14 protein-coding genes and 3 pseudogenes are annotated in these 16806 nt (G+C 70.8%); 7 read left to right on the top strand and 10 right to left on the bottom strand.

The annotated features are described in order from the left end of the window. The first annotated feature begins 316 nt into the window (after positions 1-316). Complete coding sequence (locus ACFYR0_RS28465) at positions 317-2332, top strand: ABC transporter ATP-binding protein (RefSeq protein ID WP_389334040.1); 2016 nt, start codon at positions 317-319, stop codon at positions 2330-2332. A gap of 96 nt (positions 2333-2428) precedes the next feature. After that, the gene (locus ACFYR0_RS28460; RefSeq protein WP_389334037.1) at positions 2429-2575 is read left to right on the top strand and encodes a hypothetical protein; all 147 of its coding nucleotides are present in this window, start codon (positions 2429-2431) and stop codon (positions 2573-2575) included. A 394-nt stretch (positions 2576-2969) separates the two neighbouring features. Here the strand turns inward: ACFYR0_RS28460 and ACFYR0_RS28455 are convergent, their stop codons facing one another. Both ACFYR0_RS28455 and ACFYR0_RS28450 read right to left on the bottom strand, forming a co-directional pair. Continuing rightward, the gene (locus ACFYR0_RS28455; protein ID WP_389334034.1) at positions 2970-3944 is read right to left on the bottom strand and encodes a GNAT family N-acetyltransferase; all 975 of its coding nucleotides are present in this window, start codon (positions 3942-3944) and stop codon (positions 2970-2972) included. Positions 3945-4431: 487 nt separating this feature from the next. Continuing rightward, the gene (locus tag ACFYR0_RS28450) at positions 4432-5073 is read right to left on the bottom strand and encodes a TetR/AcrR family transcriptional regulator (RefSeq protein ID WP_389334031.1); all 642 of its coding nucleotides are present in this window, start codon (positions 5071-5073) and stop codon (positions 4432-4434) included. An 84-nt stretch (positions 5074-5157) separates the two neighbouring features. Between ACFYR0_RS28450 and ACFYR0_RS28445 the strand changes: the two genes are divergently transcribed. Continuing rightward, a complete protein-coding gene (locus ACFYR0_RS28445; RefSeq protein WP_389334028.1) occupies positions 5158-5895 on the top strand; it encodes an SDR family NAD(P)-dependent oxidoreductase in 738 nt (245 codons plus the stop codon). 9 nt (positions 5896-5904) lie between these two features. Here the strand turns inward: ACFYR0_RS28445 and ACFYR0_RS28440 are convergent. The 5 genes and pseudogenes from ACFYR0_RS28440 to lanL all read right to left on the bottom strand — a co-directional run. Continuing rightward, positions 5905-6164, bottom strand: a pseudogene (locus ACFYR0_RS28440) (hypothetical protein); the annotation flags it as partial. 193 nt (positions 6165-6357) lie between these two features. Continuing rightward, positions 6358-7230 carry an ABC transporter permease gene (locus tag ACFYR0_RS28435; RefSeq protein ID WP_389334025.1) on the bottom strand — a complete coding sequence of 291 codons (873 nt, stop codon included), beginning with the start codon at positions 7228-7230 and terminating at the stop codon, positions 6358-6360. Further along, complete coding sequence (locus ACFYR0_RS28430; RefSeq protein ID WP_389334022.1) at positions 7227-8312, bottom strand: ATP-binding cassette domain-containing protein; 1086 nt, start codon at positions 8310-8312, stop codon at positions 7227-7229. Before ACFYR0_RS28430 ends, ACFYR0_RS28435 begins: the two co-directional genes overlap by 4 nt. A 317-nt stretch (positions 8313-8629) precedes the next feature. Continuing rightward, positions 8630-8785, bottom strand: a complete 156-nt coding sequence (locus tag ACFYR0_RS28425) for a VenA family class IV lanthipeptide (protein ID WP_389334019.1) — start codon at positions 8783-8785, stop codon at positions 8630-8632. A 46-nt stretch (positions 8786-8831) separates the two neighbouring features. Continuing rightward, the gene (lanL, locus tag ACFYR0_RS28420) at positions 8832-11588 is read right to left on the bottom strand and encodes a class IV lanthionine synthetase LanL (RefSeq protein WP_389334016.1); all 2757 of its coding nucleotides are present in this window, start codon (positions 11586-11588) and stop codon (positions 8832-8834) included. 1160 nt (positions 11589-12748) lie between these two features. Between lanL and ACFYR0_RS28415 the strand changes: the two genes are divergently transcribed. The 3 genes and pseudogenes from ACFYR0_RS28415 to ACFYR0_RS28405 all read left to right on the top strand — a co-directional run bounded on the left by ACFYR0_RS28415 (position 12749) and on the right by ACFYR0_RS28405 (position 14254). After that, positions 12749-12949, top strand: coding sequence for a DUF4241 domain-containing protein (locus tag ACFYR0_RS28415; RefSeq protein WP_389334013.1), 201 nt, complete (start codon positions 12749-12751; stop codon positions 12947-12949). A gap of 129 nt (positions 12950-13078) precedes the next feature. After that, positions 13079-13257, top strand: a pseudogene (locus tag ACFYR0_RS28410) (GNAT family N-acetyltransferase); the annotation flags it as partial. 211 nt (positions 13258-13468) lie between these two features. Next, a complete protein-coding gene (locus ACFYR0_RS28405) occupies positions 13469-14254 on the top strand; it encodes a sulfite exporter TauE/SafE family protein (RefSeq protein WP_389334010.1) in 786 nt (261 codons plus the stop codon). 156 nt (positions 14255-14410) lie between these two features. On the opposite strand, the gene ACFYR0_RS28400 is transcribed toward ACFYR0_RS28405, so the two are convergent. Next, the gene (locus ACFYR0_RS28400) at positions 14411-14791 is read right to left on the bottom strand and encodes a hypothetical protein (protein ID WP_389334007.1); all 381 of its coding nucleotides are present in this window, start codon (positions 14789-14791) and stop codon (positions 14411-14413) included. After that, the gene (locus ACFYR0_RS28395) at positions 14788-15375 is read right to left on the bottom strand and encodes a TetR/AcrR family transcriptional regulator (RefSeq protein WP_389334004.1); all 588 of its coding nucleotides are present in this window, start codon (positions 15373-15375) and stop codon (positions 14788-14790) included. Before ACFYR0_RS28395 ends, ACFYR0_RS28400 begins: the two co-directional genes overlap by 4 nt. A 50-nt stretch (positions 15376-15425) precedes the next feature. Between ACFYR0_RS28395 and ACFYR0_RS28390 the strand changes: the two genes are divergently transcribed. Then, entirely contained in the window at positions 15426-16226 is an 801-nt protein-coding gene (locus ACFYR0_RS28390; protein WP_389334001.1) for a GNAT family N-acetyltransferase, read from the top strand. 25 nt (positions 16227-16251) lie between these two features. On the opposite strand, the pseudogene ACFYR0_RS28385 reads toward ACFYR0_RS28390, so the two are convergent. Beyond that, a pseudogene (locus tag ACFYR0_RS28385) lies at positions 16252-16747 on the bottom strand (PP2C family protein-serine/threonine phosphatase). Positions 16748-16806 lie beyond the last annotated feature (59 nt).

Raw genomic sequence — 16806 nt, 5'->3', positions numbered from 1 at the left:
ACCGTGCCGCACGGTGGTGCGCAGCGGAGGAAGGCACCGGAGGCGCGGATCGGCGTCGAGCAGTTGGGGGTGCGCGGTCTGGTCACCCCCTGTGGGCCTGGCGGAAACCTGGGCCGGCAGACGGCCGGGGGCGTCGCCGGGTCCTGGGTTGGGGCACCGCACCACGCCGTTGCGAGCCGGCACGACACGAAGGGCTGATCCGGATGCCGGAACAACTCCCCCGCCGCTGCCGCCCCTGCCCCACCGCCGCCATCGGCATCCCCACCCGCAGTCCCTCGCCCATGTCCGTGAACGGTCCCGCTCTGGGAGGCGCCTGGTGAAGAGGTTCTTCAAGCCGGTGAAGTTGGCCGAGCCCCGGGTCAGTGACGCCGAGCAGGAACTGTTCGGCGGGCCGCTGCGCTACGACATGGGCTGGTCCCAGCACGAGCACGCGGGCCTGGACCTGACCATGACGTCCGCACTGCGTTCCATGCCCGCGCTGGTCGGCGCCACCCTGCGCATGGCGTGGCAGGCCGACCGGCGCGCGCTGCTGGCCGTCGGCGTCAGTGAGATCGGCCAGGGCATCGCCGCGGCCCTCGGCCTGCTCGCCGTCAACGCGGTCATGCACGCCCTCATCGCCGGGGACGGCGGCGCCGTGGAGCGGCTGCACGGCCTGTTACCGGGTCTGCTGGCGGCCGGCGTCATCGGTGTCGTCAACTCCGTTCTGGCGGCGTGGTCGACGTCGCGTGCGGGGCGTCTGGAGCCGAAGGTCGAGCGGACCGCCACCACCCAGTACCTGGCCGCTGCCGCGGGTGTGGAGCTGGAGGCGATCGACGACCCCGACTTCCGGCGGCTCGTCGACATCGCGCAGCACGGTCCGGCCTGCGCGCGTCGGATGATCGGTGCGTGTGTCGCCGCGCTGAACGGGCTGATCTCCCTGGTCGCCACCGCGGGTGTGCTGGCGGTGCTGCACCCCGCGCTGCTGCCGATGCTGGTCCTGATCGCGGCTCCGCGCGGCTGGGGGGCGATGCGGGTGGCGCAGGAGCGGTACGTGTCGGTGATGAGCTGGATCGAGCATGTGCGGGCGAGCCGGCTGATCGGGAACCTGCTGACCGAGCGGACCGCGGCGCAGGAGGTCCGTCTGCACGCCGTCGGCGCGTTCCTGCTGGGCCGGTACGAGCGGATGGCCGAGAGCGCCGAGAGTGAGCAGGAGCGCCTGGCTTCCAGCAAGGCGCTGACGGAGTGGGTGGCGTCCGCGTTGTCGGGTGCGGCGATGGCCGCGACGTACGGGGCGTTGTTCTGGCTGATCACGGCCGGGCACATGAGCCTGGCCGTCGCGGGGACCGCGGTGATCGCGGTGCGGGCGGGTTCGGCGAGTCTGGGGGCGCTGGTGATGAACATCAACCAGCTGCACGAGGAGTCCCTGTACGTCCGTGACCACGGCCGCTTCCTCGTCCAGGCCGCCCAGCGCACCATCCCCGCCGGCGGCGCCCCCGTCCCGCAGCGCATCGACGAGGTGGTGCTCGACAAGGTCACCTACCGCTACCCCGACCGGGACGCGCCCGCGCTTCAGGAGGTGTCGCTGACGCTGCCCATGGGCTCGGTCACCGCCGTGGTGGGGGAGAACGGCTCCGGCAAGAGCACCCTGATGAAGATCCTGTCCGGGCTGCTGCTGCCGCAGGCCGGAACCCTGCGCTGGGGCGAGCACGACATCCAGAAGCTGGACCGGGCGCAGGTCTTCGAAAGGGTCGGTCTGCTCACCCAGGACTTCGAGCGCTGGCCCGTGACCGCGGCGATGAACATCCGCCTCGGCCGCCCCGCCCACCCCGCCACATCGGAAGACCTGCAGCCGTCCGTCGACTACGCCGGCGCCGCCCCGGTCATCGCGCGGCTACCCGACGGCCTGCACAGCCTGCTCGCCCGCATGTTCCGCGGCGCCGTCGAACTCTCCGGCGGCGAATGGCAGAAGATCGGACTCGCCCGCACGCACTGGCGCAGCGCCACCGCACACGCCGACAGCATCCTCATCGTCGACGAGCCCACCTCCGCCCTCGACCCGCAGGCCGAGATCGAAGCGTTCGACCGCATCCGCCGCCTCGCCGCCCCCGACCGGGCCGTCGTCCTGGTCACCCACCGCATGTCCGGCGTCCGCCACGCCGACCACATCTACGTCCTGCACCACGGACGCCTCACCGAACACGGCACCCACCACGAACTCATCACCGCACAAGGCCGATACGCCGCCATGTTCCACGCCCAGGCAGCCCAGTACGCCCCCACCGCACCCGTCCCGAACCCCTCCACACCCACCATCCCCGAACCCGCCTCCCCCACCGTCCCCGACCCCGCATGACCCGCCCGACCGGAAGGCCTCCCGTGACGACATCCCCCACCGCAGACCCCGCCAGTACCGACTCCCTGCGCCACCGGATGGTCGATGAGCTCACCGATGCCGGCCATACGCGAACCCGACCGCTGCACCCAATGGCGCTGGTGGCCCCTCGACGCCCTGCCCGACCCCCTCGTGCACTACACACGCATCGCACTCGAAGCCATCACCCGCGGCGCCCTCTACACCCCTGTCGGCCGGCCCTGACCACCAGCCGACACCCCCGCCCCCAGCCGCGCCGACATCAATGCGCCAGCCCCGCCCGCACGACAAGACGCGATACACGTGATACCCGTGAAACCAGCCTGTACGGGTATCGGATATGCCATGGTTGACGCATGGCCCGCCGCTCTCCCCCGTAGCGGCGGGCCATTCCGCCGTCAGGGACGGGGGAGGCCCTGACGGGCCCGTTCCGGGGCATGAGACCAGCGGACGTGACCGAGGCGGCGAGCGCGGGCGCCCATGCGCGCGGCCCGGCAGATACGGACGCCGGCGAATCGTGGTCGCCGCTGGGCGCAAAAGGCTCTTCGGCGTTGAGCCCTGGTGTCGGTCGCCTCCTGGCGGCATCGGGCCTTCCACGAAGCCACGCAATGTGGTGGGCTCAGCGCCAGTCGTCGATCACGTAGGCGTCCGGGTGGCTGTAGCCCGGTTCGTTGGGCCTGTGCATGGTCACGCCCTGCAGCCAGGTACGGAAGCCACGGTCGGCCATGCGCCGATAGGCGTCCTGGCGGGCCAGGTTCATTCCGGCGTCCAGGTACCCCAGTCCCCTGTCGACGGCCAGCCGCTCGCACGCGTCCAGCAGCCGCTCGAACCGGTCCGCGGCCTCCGGGCCGGGGCGTACGGCGCCGAACTTGACGAAGCACACGTCCTCACCGGCCTCCGACCCCGCTCCGCAGTGGCAGACGGCCAGTCCGTCGAGGCCGGAACCGGCGCCCTCGAGGAGGACGGTGTCACCGAGCCCCTGCGCCTGTACGGCCACGATCTCGCGCTCCAGGTCCAGGCCCTCGTACACGGCCCCCGTGAGCGCCCGGCCGAGGCTCAGTGCGCCGGGCCGCTCGGCGGCGGACAGCTCCCCGTACAGCACCCGGCCGGGGACCGGGTCCTTGGCCGCGACCTGCTTCCTCATGACCGCTGTCAGGAACCGGGGCCAGAAACCGTACCGGCGGTAGAGCTCGAGGTGCTTGGGACTGTGCGAGAAGGTGAACAGGCCGAGATGGTGGTTCTCCCAGGTGTCGAAGCAGTCCATGACCGGTTCCATGAGGCGTCTGCCGATGCCCTGGTCCCACAGGTCCGGACGCACGGTCAACGGGCCGAAGAACCCGACACTGCCCCAGTCGGCGGCGAAGTTCGATCCGGCGATCTCGCCGTCGACGGTCGCCGCGAACGCCGCGTGCGGATCGGCCGCCCAGCGGGTGCGGACATAGTCGGCGCTCCCGAAGAACGTCTCCGGCTCAGGGATCCCGAGGAACGTCCCGAAGGCGATCCTGAAGATCTCGTCGGCCCGGTCCAGGTCCGGCCCGGCCAGCGGGCGCACCGACACCGAGGCGGCGACACTCGTTCCCTTCGCTGCAGGCATGATCGCTCTCCTTTCCGCCCCCGTTCCATCGCACCACGCACAGGCGCCGCGAGCGAAGCGGCAGGTCCGAGGTTCCGGCGACACCTCGAGGACCGAGCAGTCACGATCCCCGACGGCCAGCCCGCCCTCTTCCTGACGCCGGGCCGCGGTCCGCCTGGGCGGCTCGGGGGAGCCGGAGGAACACCGACTGTGCCTGCGCTACCGCCCCACCCCGCCATGATTGTCACAGCCGTCGACAAGTACGCCCAGCGAACCATTGGGGCCCGCCCCGACCACTTGCCCGTGACCGTGTGCTGTCGTCATGGTGGGCTCGAACACCTACGCCGCGAACGTCTCCAACTCACCATGCACCAAAGCAATCTCCTCCGGAGTCACACACTCCCGACGCCACACCGGCCCAGCAGGACACGCAACACCACAACCGACCTGACCAAGCCCTACTCGTTAGGCACCGTCCGGCGGATCATGTGGCCGTGACGGCACCAAGTCAGTCCTCGCGGACCGGACTGCGTGCGGTTGCGAGGCGTTTCCGCCCCTCGGGCATGGGCAGGACCGCCAGTGCGGTGTCTGCGATGTTCCGCACCGTCTCCGGGCCCAAACCGGCCTTGCCTACCGCCTCGATACCGCGGACCACCGTCAGCAGCAGTGCCGCCAACCGCTCCGGATCCGCGGCGCTATCGATGTCGCCGTGGCGCTGGGCGGCGCTGATCTCCGTCTGCAGGAGGGTCAGCAGTGCCGTCATGGTCTCGGCCGACCGTCCGGCGACCGTCGGATCGTGCTGGGCCAGTTCCGCGGCACCCTTGGCCAACAGGCACCCGCGGTGCTCGGTGTCGGAGGCGGTGTTCTCCGCCATGAGGTGCACGTATCCCGACAGTCGGGCCAATGCTTCCGCGTCCGGACCCCCTGCCAGCCGCCCTTCGGCCACTTCGACGACCGCGGTGCACCAGTCGCCGAACACGCGGTGGAACAGCTTGCCCTTGTCGCCGAATGCGCCGTACAGGCTGCCCTTGCCCAGGCCGGTCGCCTGGGCGATGTCGTCCATCCGGGTTCCTGCATAGCCCGTCGCCCAGAACTGCTCCCGGGCCCGCTCCAGGACTTGGCGTTCGTCGAATGCGCGTGGTCTCGCCATGGTCGCAGCCTACCCATTCTTGACTCGATCGTCCATTACTGCCTACGTTATGGACGATCCATTCCACAACCGAAGGGGTTCGACATGCCAGGCGTGCTGCAGGAGAAGGTGGCCGTGATCACCGGAGGGACCAGCGGGATCGGGCTGGCCATCGCCCACCGCTTCGTCCGGGAGGGCGCACGGGTCTTCGTGACCGGCCGGGACACCGACCGCCTCGAAGCGGCGGTCAAGGAGATGGGCCCTGCGGCCACCGGCGTACGATCCGACGTCTCGGTCCTGGCCGACCTGGACGCGCTCTACGCGCGAGTCCGCGAGGAGGCCGGACGCATCGACGTGCTGGTGGCCAACGCGGGAATCGTCGCGGACGCCGCGCTCGGCGCCCACACCGAGGCGAACGTCGACCTGACGCTCGCCGTCAACGTCAAGGGCCCACTTTTCACCGTTCAGAAGGCGCTTCCGCTGCTGGCGGCGAACGCCTCCGTCCTGGTCGTCGGCTCGAGCAACAGCGTGCGGCCCAATGAGCAACTCGAGGTCTACAGCGCCTCGAAGGCGGCGGTGAGCAACCTTGTGCACAACTGGGCCCGGCAGTCGCGTGAGCGCCGATTCCGTGTCAACGTGCTCAGCCCGGGACCTACGCGGACCCCCGGCCTGCTGGGCGCCGCGGGGCCTGACGTCGACCGGTTCGCCGAGGCCGTCGTGCCACTGGGGCGGCTGGCCGACGCCGAGGAGATCGCCGAGGCCGCCCTCTTCCTGGCTTCGGACGCCTCGTCGTTCGTCACCGGCGCCGAACTCTTCGCCGACGGCGGCTACACCCGGGCCTGAAGGACGGCCGAGGTCGTCACTCACCCGCATTCCCGCGGCGTCGTGACGGGCACGGACCGTCGTGGAGTCCGCGCCGACCAGCGACAGATGCGTCCGGTCCGCGCACGCTGCCGCGGCGATCAGGCTTTCCAGCAGAGCGGAGAAGCCACCGGCGTTGCGCCGGACCTGAAACCGCCCGTGGACGGTGGCCCAGGGGCCGAACTCGGCGGGCGTCTCCCGCCGCTGACCGCTGGCCGCTGGCCGCTGGACCGAAACCGCCAGATCACTCCTGGTGCGGCATGAAGCCCGGCGGCACGGCGCTGCAGGCCAGTCTTCTGCTCCGAGAGCGGTGCAGGGCTCGGCCGTTGCACGCGTTGACGGCTCGGCGGCCATGCTGGGCTGGCAGCGTGTGAAGCGGGCCGGGCGGGTTTCGCTCCTGCGGCCCCCGGCCGCTGCGGGGCTCGCGGGCCCGCCCGGCTGCGGTCATTCGGGACGGCTGAAGCGGCGTGCGGCGTAGAGGAGGGTGAGGACGCCGACGGTGAGGAGAGCGGCGGCTTCCAGGAGGAGCGGGGGCTGGTGGCCGAGCCACTCGATGCCGGCCGCGGTCGTCTGCTGGGGCACCCGCACGGTGATGGAGCGGCGCAGCAGGTCCACACCGTAGGCGATGGGGTTCAGGGCGGCCAGCCCGCGTGCCCAGCCGGGGAGGTTGTCGAGGGGGAAGAAGCCGCCGGACAGGAAGAGCAGCGGCATCATCACCAGGCCCAGGAGCATGTGGAAGAGCTCGGGGCGGCCGAGGGTGACGGCGAGGGCGAGTGAGAGGGCGGTGATGGTGAAGGAGGCCAGGATCATGCCTGCGAGAAGCAGGGCCAGCAGCAGGGGGTCGTAGGGCAGACCGACCGTGCCGCCCAGCGCGAGGAGGACGGTGCCCTGGACGGCGGCCACCGCGGTGCCGCCTGCGCAACTGCCCAGGAGCAGGGTGGCACGGCTGACCGGTGCCATGAGCAGTTCGCGCAGGTAGCCGGTCTGCCGGTCGGTGATCAGGCGGATGCCGACCATGATGGCCGGAGTCTGGACGGTCATCATCAGCATGCCCGGGAAGAGGTAGGTCTGGTAGCCGACGCCGAGCGTGGAGGCGGGGATCAGGGCCGCGAGGCCGCCCCCGAGGACGAAGAGGTAGAGCACCGGCTGGATCAGCATGAGCGCGGTGTGGGTGGGCTGTGAACACAGGCGCAGCAGGTCGCGGTTGACCAGGGCGTGGATCGCACGCAGTTCCCGGCGTAGACGGGCCGGCTGCGCCGGACCGGGGTGGGCGTGGCCGTCGGGGCCGGCTGGTGCGGTGACGGCGGGGACGGTCATGGGCCCTCCTTCGCCGTGGTGGGGGTTGGGGTGGGGCGTGGGGTGTGGATGCTGCGGCCTGTGTGGTGGAAGAAGACGTCGTCGAGGGTCGGTGGTGTCGCCGAGGCGGCCTGGACCGGGATGCCGTCGGCGGCGAGGGCCCCGCACAGGCGGGGGATCCAGGAGCTGCCGTCGGGTAGGCGCAGGCTGATTCCGTCGGGGCCGAGAGTCGTAGGGGTGCCTGGCGGCGTGGTGCGGCGGACGGTGCGGTCGGCGGCCGCGTCGTCGTGGGTGCGCAGTACCACCCGGTCGTCGCCGATCGCCGCCTTGAGGGCGGCGGGTGTTCCCTGTGCGACGAGGCGGCCGCTGTCGATGATGGCGAGGCGGTCGCAGTTCTCGGCCTCGTCCAGGTAGTGCGTGGTGACGAAGAGCGTGGTCCCTTGCCGGTCTCGCAGTTGGCGAAGGTGGTCCCAGACCCGGGCACGCGCGTGAGGGTCGAGTCCGGTGGTCGGCTCGTCCAGGAAGAGGACGCGCGGTTCGTGGAGCAGGCCACGGGCGAGTTCGAGGCGGCGGCGCATGCCTCCGGAGAGGGTGCGGACCGGGGAGCGCCGCCGGTCGTCGAGGCCGACGGCCTGGAGGGTCTCAGTGGTGCGTCGGTGGGCGTCGCGGCGGCTCATGCCGTAGAGCCGGGCATGGATCCGCAGATTCTGCTGAGCCGTCAGTTCCGTGTCCAGTGCGCTGTGCTGGAAGAGCATGCCGACCCGACGGCGGACCTGGTCGGGGTGGGTGAGCACGTCGGCGCCGGCCACCGTGGCCGCTCCGGAGGTGGGGCGGGCCAGGGCGCACAGGAGGGCGATGGTCGTGGACTTCCCGGCGCCGTTGGGGCCGAGAAAAGCGAAGGTCTCGCCTTGGTGCACGTCGAGGTCGAGGCCGCGCACGGCGGGAGTGACACCGCCGTCCGGGCCTGGGTAGTTCTTGACCAGTGCGCGGGTACTGATGGCGTACGGCTCCCCGGTGACGGGCCCCGCATCGTCCGGGTCCGTGCCGGCGGTGGTGGGGAGCGCGGCCCGGGCGGGGGCGTCGGCACCGGCGTGCGGCTGCATGGTCACTCGGGTCCTCGTCTGCTGGGTGTCGTCAACGGCCCTGCGTGAGCGATATGTTGAAGGGGACGGCTGTGTTCGGGGCGCTTACGTGGTGCCCCCTGGTGGCCCAGCCGGACGCTCCGGCCGGTGGCTGCTGCGCGTGCAGCCACCGCCCGGAGGTCGAGCAGCCCCTTCGTGCCGCCCTGGTCGGCTGGCGACGCGGGTGCACGGGGCCTTTTTGCTGGCCTACGGGGAACCGGCGTTCACTGCCCCGTCAACAAGAGATGCGGTTGCCGGGGCGGCTGGGTGGTGCCGGATCCGCGAGGGCTCGTGCCTGGTCAGGCGCAGCTGACGCCGACGCAGACGGTGTTGAGGAGCGTGAGCAGGCCGACACACTCACACGTCGCGGCGAACGCCGCTCCGTCGGCGCCGACCGGGTCGGTCTCCGGGAGGGCGTGGAGCTCTGCCAGCAGTTCGAGGTCGCGGTTCTCCATGACTTTCTCCTTCTTCTGCGAGGTCGGCGACAGGGGTTCCTGTCGCTCAGCCCGGCTGCTGGATCATCCAGAGCCGGGAGTCCGTGTGGAGGGTCCGCTGGAGGAAGGCCAAAATTCCTGCGGACCCGTCGCTCCAGCCCGTCGAGACCTCCCCGTATTCGTTGGGGAAGACGACGTGGGAGCCGCGGTGGGAGCGTTCGGCGGCGATGAGACGGGCCATGGCTTCGGCACCGGCGCGGTGGGCCGGGTCGCCGGTCGCGGCGGCCAGGTCGAGGAGGAGGTCGCCGTTGCCCGCCAGACCGTGGCACTGCGTGAGGGGGGCGCGGGAGGCGCGCTCCATGACGGCTCGCGCGGCGCCGGTGGCGAGGTCGCGGTACCGGTCGTCACCGGTGGTCTGCCACAGCTGGAGCAGGAAGGAGCCGATACCGGCTGAACCGTGGCACCAGTACGGGGCCGTAGGCATATCGCCTGCCTGGGCCGGCCAGTGGACCGCCTCGCCGACCGTGACGGCGTGCGCCGCCAGTGCCTCGCCGGCCGCGACGGCCAGGTCCCGGTACTGCTGGCTGTCCGTGGCGGTGGCGGCGGCGAGGAGGAAGCAGCCGATGCCGGCAGTGCCGTGGGCGAAGCCGAGGTAGCGCTTGCCGGCTTCCCCGGCGACCGCTTCCACAGGTGCGGGCCAGCTCACTCCGTGTGCTTCCGGGGTCGCGGCGGCAGCCAGTCGTTCGGCCTCGTCCGCGACCAGGGCGGCGAGCCGCGGATCACCGGTGCGGTGCCACAGATGGACGGCGGCCAGTCCGCCGCCGGCGAGGCCATGGGTGATGTCCCGGTGGGGGCCGGGTTGCTGCGGCGCGAGGGCCAGGGCGAGCGCGTGGTCGGTCAGGGCGCGGTCGTCCAGGACGCGACCGGTCTCGTACAGGGCCCAGGCGGTGCCGCGGCCGCCGAAGTGCAGCCCTGGCCGGGTGGACCGGATGTCCGTGCGGGCGGCCACCCAGTGGCCCGCGGTGGCGAGCAGTTCCGGCAGGCGCCGGTCGGCGGTGAGTTCGAAGGAGCGGGTGAGGACACCGAGGACGCCTGCGGCCCCCTGCTGAACGGTGCAGGGGTCGCTCTCCCCCGCCATGGTGGAGACGGGCCACAGGCGACGGTCGTCCTGCGGGGTCATGGAGTCGATGAGGTGGTCCACGATGCCGGCCACCACGGCCGTCACCGTGCAAGGGTTCGCCGGGGCGTTGCCCACGGCGTCGGGCGGTGTCCGGCCGGACCCGGCGGCAGCGACGGGTACCCCTCCCCCGAGCCCGGCGGGCCGTCGGGCCGGGAGAGCCGGTGGAGCTGTTCGGTGCTCGGCCGAGCGCCGGGCGCTGCGCAGCGCTGCGCCGGCCCTGGCCGGGTCCCAGCGCTCGGCGGGGTCGTCCTTCATCAGTCCCAGGATGATCTCGGGCAGCCCTGCGGGCAGGTGCAGCACCGCGTCGCCTGCGGCCAGCCACTCGGCAAGCCGTTCCTGCGTCGGCCTCGCTGCCGGTTCATCGGGCAGGAGATGGGGCACCTTGCCCGCGAGGACGAAACAGAGGGTGGCACCGAGGCTGTAGTAGTCCGCCGTCGGCGCGACGAGCGCGCCGGTCAGGCGTTCGGGGGCGCTGAAGCCGGGCGTCCCGACGGTGGTCGGCAGCGGGTCGTCGTCCTTGAGGACCGCCAGTTCGAGGTCGATCAGGCGCAGTTGCCCGTCCGGCCGGACCATGACGTTGCCGGGTGTGAAGTCCCGCAGGACGCAGCCGTGGGCGTGCGCGGCGGCGACGAGTTCGACGAGGCGTGCGCAGAGGTCCAGGGCGTCGGCCCGGTAGCGCTCGCTTCCGGCGTCGCGGAAGTGCTCGGCGGTCCAGTTGCGCAGCGGGATACCGGGGATCTCCTCCTGGGCGAGGAACAGGTGCCCGGCGTGCTCGAACGTCGCCAGCACGTGTGGCGCGAGGTCCTCGCCGTCGAAGTACTCCAGCATCCGGGCTTCGGCACGCAGCCATTGGCGTACGTCGGTCCCGGACGCGTCGGCCTCCACGTGCGGCCGCGCCTCCTTGATGACCACCGGTAGGTCCGTGGTGACGTCGGTCCCCCGGTAGACGCCGCCCTTGTTCGTGTGGCGGATCGCCTCCCGGATCGCGAAGCGGCCCCCGAGCAGCACCGGTGCCGCGTTTTCCGTGCGGGGGCGCGGCGCGGTCGGGACCGTGGCGGGGAAGGGGCTGACCGCCCAGGACGGCGGAGCGTAGTGGCCGGTGCGGACGTCCTCGACGGGATTGCCGTCGGGGTCTTCGATGAACCACACCAACAGGCCCTGGTCGGAGAGTCGCCGCCGGGCGACGAAGGCGCCGTAGCGGTAGTGCACCAGGCTGTTCGCGGCGTACGGCTGGTCCGACAGGATACGGGGGCCGGCGAGTCCGGCCGTCGCCCTGTGCAGTTCCTGCGCCAGCCGGGCCGCGTCGGCGTCGGAGCGCGGGTACACGGTGATGAACTTGCCGGAGCTTCCCCGAGGTGTGGCGCGGGAGTTGAGGGCGCCCACCTGGTCCAGGGAGCGGACGAACTTGAACGCCGAATCCCGCAGCAGCAGGACGGGGAGGGCTTTCGCCAGCACGGCGGGTGCTGAGGCGGCGGTCGCCGACACATGGAGTTTCCAGCCCTGTGTGCGCCGGATCGCGGACGAGGGTGTGAGGCGGCACCACATGTCGTCGGCGTCGGTGGTCCACCGCGCGTCCTCACCCGTAGCGTCCAGCGCCTGGTGCAGCAGCGACTGGAGATCCACTTCGCTCGCATTGCTCGTCATGCCTGTCCCTCCTGTCCCTCTCCACCGCGAGGAGCACACTGTTCGGAAAATGCCTTCAACACGCACAGCCGAGGCGTCCGGCGCGGCGTCATCGCGAGTCGGAAACCATGCGAGCGGGAAGGAAGAAGACGGGTACGCTCGCTATATTCGAACGGAATCAAGGGATTCTCCATACCGAATCCGGCGTCCGGACGCAGACCACCACACACTTTCGCGCCGACCACAGGACACTTGGATCCACCGCCGCCTTTGCGGAGAAATCCATCGTCCCGCCACCACGCAATACATCGAACACAGAATCGACGTTCGAACTCGTTCGAAAAAGCTGGGCATTCATGCTCGAGACCGGGAAGAAAACCTGCAACGGCTCCACCGCTCCTCGCCTCGATAACAAATCTTCACCGCGGCCGGCCTTCGAGTAAAGAGCCTGATTTCGCCACGCCGTCGGCTGAATACGGACAGCAATGGCGCAGTCCGCAGCCGGGCGCCATCGGACGTTTGAGCGGCAGATTCCGGTTCTCCGGGACTGAAAGTTTTCGAAAGACCGCGCGATCTGACTCAAAACGGCGTCGAAATCTTCCATCCCGCCCACGGGGTGCGGCCAGTAGGTCAGAGTATGCGGAAGAGGTATTCAGTGACCAAATTTACGTGTGGGACTACGGTCGAGATCTGCAGTACACAGATGCGTTCGCGAAGCATTACTCGAGCACTTTCGGACCGGACGTCATCGGGCTCATTGGGTGACGGATGACCGGCGGAGGTGGGTGCAAAAGCGCTCATGCAGACGGCGCAGACCCGGCGCACATCTTTAGGCGAGCCGGACGACGGCGGGATTGCCGACCTGTCTGCGCAAGTGCGTCCAGCCGCAGGCATGTGGGCGAAGGAAGGGGAATCTCCATGACTGGGGAGGCCGGCCCCGCGCCCGACGGGCAACGAGCCTCAGAGAAGTCGCTCCGACCGAGCCGCGGCGGCAGCGACGGCCCCACTGTCCTCCGGTAGGCATCTTCCGGAGGGCTACACGCAGATGCGCCCCTACGTGGGGCTGCCCGGCCAGGGCTGGACCTGACGGCCGCGCTCTCGGAGCCCGTGCAGAAGGCCAAGGCCGCCCGCAGGGAGCCCGCCAAGGCGAGATACCGACTCCGACGGTGCTAGAAGAGCAGTTGGACGACGACCTGTTCATGCCCCTCGACAGCCATTTCACCGTCGAACTGCCCGGCACGGAACCCGAGCCGAACCTCATCGCCTTCCGTGCCGGCCGGGGCGACGGGGCCTACCCCGTCTGGATCGGCCGCACCGATGACGGACAGGTTGGTCGCGTCGTCGTCGACTTCCAGCTCCGTACCGCCGACGGGGGAGAGTAAGGAGTCGCCGACCGTCGGCGCGAGGCCGCACTGCCCGGGACGGGGACCACGGCGAACCTCCGGAGGGCACACGGCGATTGAGGAGCTCGACGACTCGATCAGGCTTTCGGCTTGGTGGACGCCTTCCCGCAGAACGCCGGCCTCGGCGGGCGCATCATGGCCGCGTTCACCGAGGAACTGGAACGCCGGGCCCCGTCACCGCCCACCTCTCTCTGATCGCCGACGGCCCGGCCCGCTTCCTGTACGAGAAGTTCGGCTTCGCCGACACCGCCACCCACGACGCGATCGGCATGTACGGCGCCATCGGCAAACCCGTGAGGCCAGCCGACCTCAGCACGGCTCCAGACGCTGCCGCGCCCCATGACCGCGGCTCCCACCAGGCCCGACCGTCCCGTGACACCGACGGCCGGGCGAGCGCACCCGACCCCGCCTGGCCGATCGTGAACATCTCGTTGCAGGTCACCTCACTGTCCACAGAGGCGTTGATACTGGCCAGGCGAACAACCGGCAGGGGCGACGGTGGACTGGACGGTGCCAGGAGGGCTGGTCGCCGGGCTACTGATCGCGACCGTGACCGCACCGGTCGGCGTGTCCGGTGCAGTGTTCCTCCTCCCCGTCCAGCTGAGCGTCTTCGGCGTGCCCAACCCGGCCGTCACTCCAACCAACCTGCTGTTCAACGTCGTCGCAGGACCCGGCGCCCTGTGGCGCTACCGCCACGACGGCGCCCTGCGCGGCGGCCTCGCCAGGCGCCTGGTGCTGGGCACTCTGCCCGGCGTCACCCTGGGGGCCGCCCTCCGCGTCTTCGCCCTCCCCGGCCCCGACGTCTTCCGCCTCCTGATCGCCGCCCTGCTGCTCCCTCTCGGCCTGTGGCTGTGCCTGCGCACCCTCGCCCCGTCCCGTCACCGGCCGCTACCGGCCGACAAGTTGACTCCCCGCGCCCTGACCGGCCTCGCCCTGGCGGTCGGCGTGGTCGGCGGCATCTACGGCATCGGCGGCGGCTCCCTCCTCGGCCCGATCCTCGTCGGCCGCGGCCTGCCCGTCGCCCGTGTCGCCCCGGCCGCGCTCGCTGCCACCTTCGTCACCTCCCTCGTCGGGGCTGGAACCTACGTCCTGCTCTCCCTCGTCAGTCCCGGAGACGTCGCCCCCGACTGGTGGCTCGGACTCGTCTGCGGGACCGGCGGCCTGATCGGCGGCTACCTCGGCGCCCGCTTCCAGTCCCACCTGCCCGAACGCGTCCTACGCCTCCTCCTCGGCGCCCTCGCCACTGCCCTCGGCACCCTGTACGCAGTCCAGACCCTGACCTGAGCACCCGGTCACAGGCCATCAACGAGCGTCTCCCCAAGGCTAGTTCGCTACGGACAGCGGACAACGGACAGCGAGAAACCCTGCTGCGCGGTCTCCTGCTACCCACCGGCGTTCCGTTCCAGCCCGACGACAGCGTGTTCAATCTCCAGGCTGTCGCTACACGGCACCCGCCGCTGTCAGGACCGCGACCGGCAGGAGCAGAATCCACTGCGGCAGCCGGAGCAGTGGCTTCGGCCAGCCGACCGACAACGTGACGACCAGGAAGGCGACGGTGTACGCGGCGAAGTGCGCGGCCACGAACCACGCCATCGGGGCGGTCGCTGACGTGTCGTGCGATAGCGCGAGGTAGACCAGGGCGGCTGCGGAGAGGACCAGGTCGACGGTGACCATGTGCCATACGGCGTGAAGGACGCGTCGGGGTTCGTCTGCGAGTGCGCAGGACAGCAGCGGGCGGACCACGTCCCGGTGTCCGGCGGCCATGTGTACTGCGGCCACACCGGACGCGGTGATGCCCGCTGCGAGAAGCCAGCCGTTCATCGGACCTCGATCCCGTTGGCTATGAAAGCAGCCAGCCGGCCGGCCAGCTGAGGGTCGGGGCGTTCCCCGACCAGGCCGATGTGGAAGAACACGGCCCCGGCCAGCGTGTCCAGGACCAGATCCACGGGCGTGTCGGCCGCGATCTCTGCGCGCGTCACGGCGCGCTCGAAGACGATCAGCAGCCGTTCCTTCGACGGGGCCAGGAAGTCGCTGCGGATGCGTGCCTGCAGCACCGGATCCGCGGCGAAGTCGGCGAGCAGTCCCGGGAGCGCCGCTGCCGCGGCAGGCGCGTGGAACTCGTCGATCAGGCCCTGCAGCAGTGCGGTCAGGTCCCCGGCCAGCGTTCCGGTGTCGGGAACCGGAACGTGGTCGGTGGTGGTGAACACGGCGTCGAAGACCAGCTCAGGCTTGCCCCGCCAGCGCCGGTAGACGGTGTCCTTGCCGACCCCGGCACGGGCGGCCACCGCCCCGATCGACGTCGCGGCGTAGCCGACCTCGATCATCAGCTCTGTGGCCGCGCTGAGGATCGCCTGATGCGAGCGGGGGTCCCTGGGACGGCCCCTGGAGGGCGGAGCGGAACTCATACCACTTACGATACGGGTCGACCCGTTTGGTAATCAACCCCTGGGTCGGCGTGCCGAAGGACATCACCGCTGCAGCGCATGCACACGCGTATGAAGCACATCGCAGACCGCCTGCGGCAACCGGACGCAACCACCCCGCTCCAAAGGTGCGGGTGATCCCCCGCCCGGGACTGCCGTCCGGTGCCGTGACCATCGTGCAGAGGCACCCCAACCCCGCACAGGACCCGAACCGTTGCCGGGTCAGATCCCCTGCCGCACGTCAGACAGGTCGGCGCCCGCGAGGTGCGCAGGCGCGCCGCACATCACAAGGAGGGAGCCACGCCCCGTCGAACCGAATTGGCGAGCCTCAACCGCCCCTGCACTGCCAGGATGCGCCTCATGGACGGTGCGAACCTCAGCAGGCTTCAGGTGGAGCGCGCGGACCCGTCGGACTGTGCGCGCTGGCCGGGATCGATTCGGTCGCGGCAGCCGGCGACCGCGCTCGACGGGACAGCATCCGGCGCTGGTGCGAACAGAGTGCGGTCCTCGTCGCCCGGGACCCGTCCGGACCGCTGGGTTACAGCGTGCTGGAGTACACCTTCTTCGAACAGGGCTTCGTCACCATGCTGATAGTCGCCCCCAGCGCTCGCCGACGAAGCGTGGGCACCCATCTGCTCACGGCCGCCGAAACCGCATGCACCACCGGGAAGTTGTTCACCTCCACCAATGTCTCCAACCACTCGATGCAGCTGCTGCAACGCGCCGGCTGGCGCCCGGTCGGCCTGCTCCACGGCCTCGACGAGGCAGACCCCGAACTCTTGCACCTCTGCCCAGGCACCCGACTCCGCAGCACCACAGGCCTCGGAGGCTGAACAACCGGCCCGGAGCCGCTGGCCGTCAACGCGGCCCGGCATCGTCTTCGCCGACCGCGGCAGCCACGGCCGTGGACGCGGTGCCCGCGCCGGGCGCGTCCTCGCGGTTGAGGGGAGCAGACGGCCGGCCGGACGATGTGGGCAGCCGTTTAACGGAGTTGCACGCTACCGGTTCTGGCCACTCGGCACCTCCGCCGAGGACGGTCGCGGCGCCGGCAACGGTTTCCGGAAGGGCGGCCCGATGTCCTGCGCGAGGTACGGACTGGAGGGCCGTGGTTGGCGGCGGGTCGACGGCCGGCTCGGGCCGTACGACAGTCCCGTCGGGATGGGCGACGACCGGCGGCGGGTGCCCGGCGGTGGAGAAGACGCAGATCCGTGTGACCGGGTCGTGTTCGGCGTACAGGCAGGTGGCGTACGAGTCGTCGCCCAGTTCGCGGACGAGGTCGCTGAGACGGGCGAGCGGGTCGTCAGGGGATGTCGAGGTCGGCAAGGGTACGGACTGCTGTGCGCAGCCGTGCCATGGTGACCGCCTCGGTGACACCGTGTCCCGTGACGTCACCGTCACGCCTTCTTGGCCGAC

Source organism: Streptomyces sp. NPDC005017, from assembly GCF_042873115.1.
In the GTDB taxonomy this organism is placed as follows: Bacteria; Actinomycetota; Actinomycetes; order Streptomycetales; family Streptomycetaceae; genus Streptomyces.
This window is presented reverse-complemented; position numbering and strand designations above follow the sequence as displayed.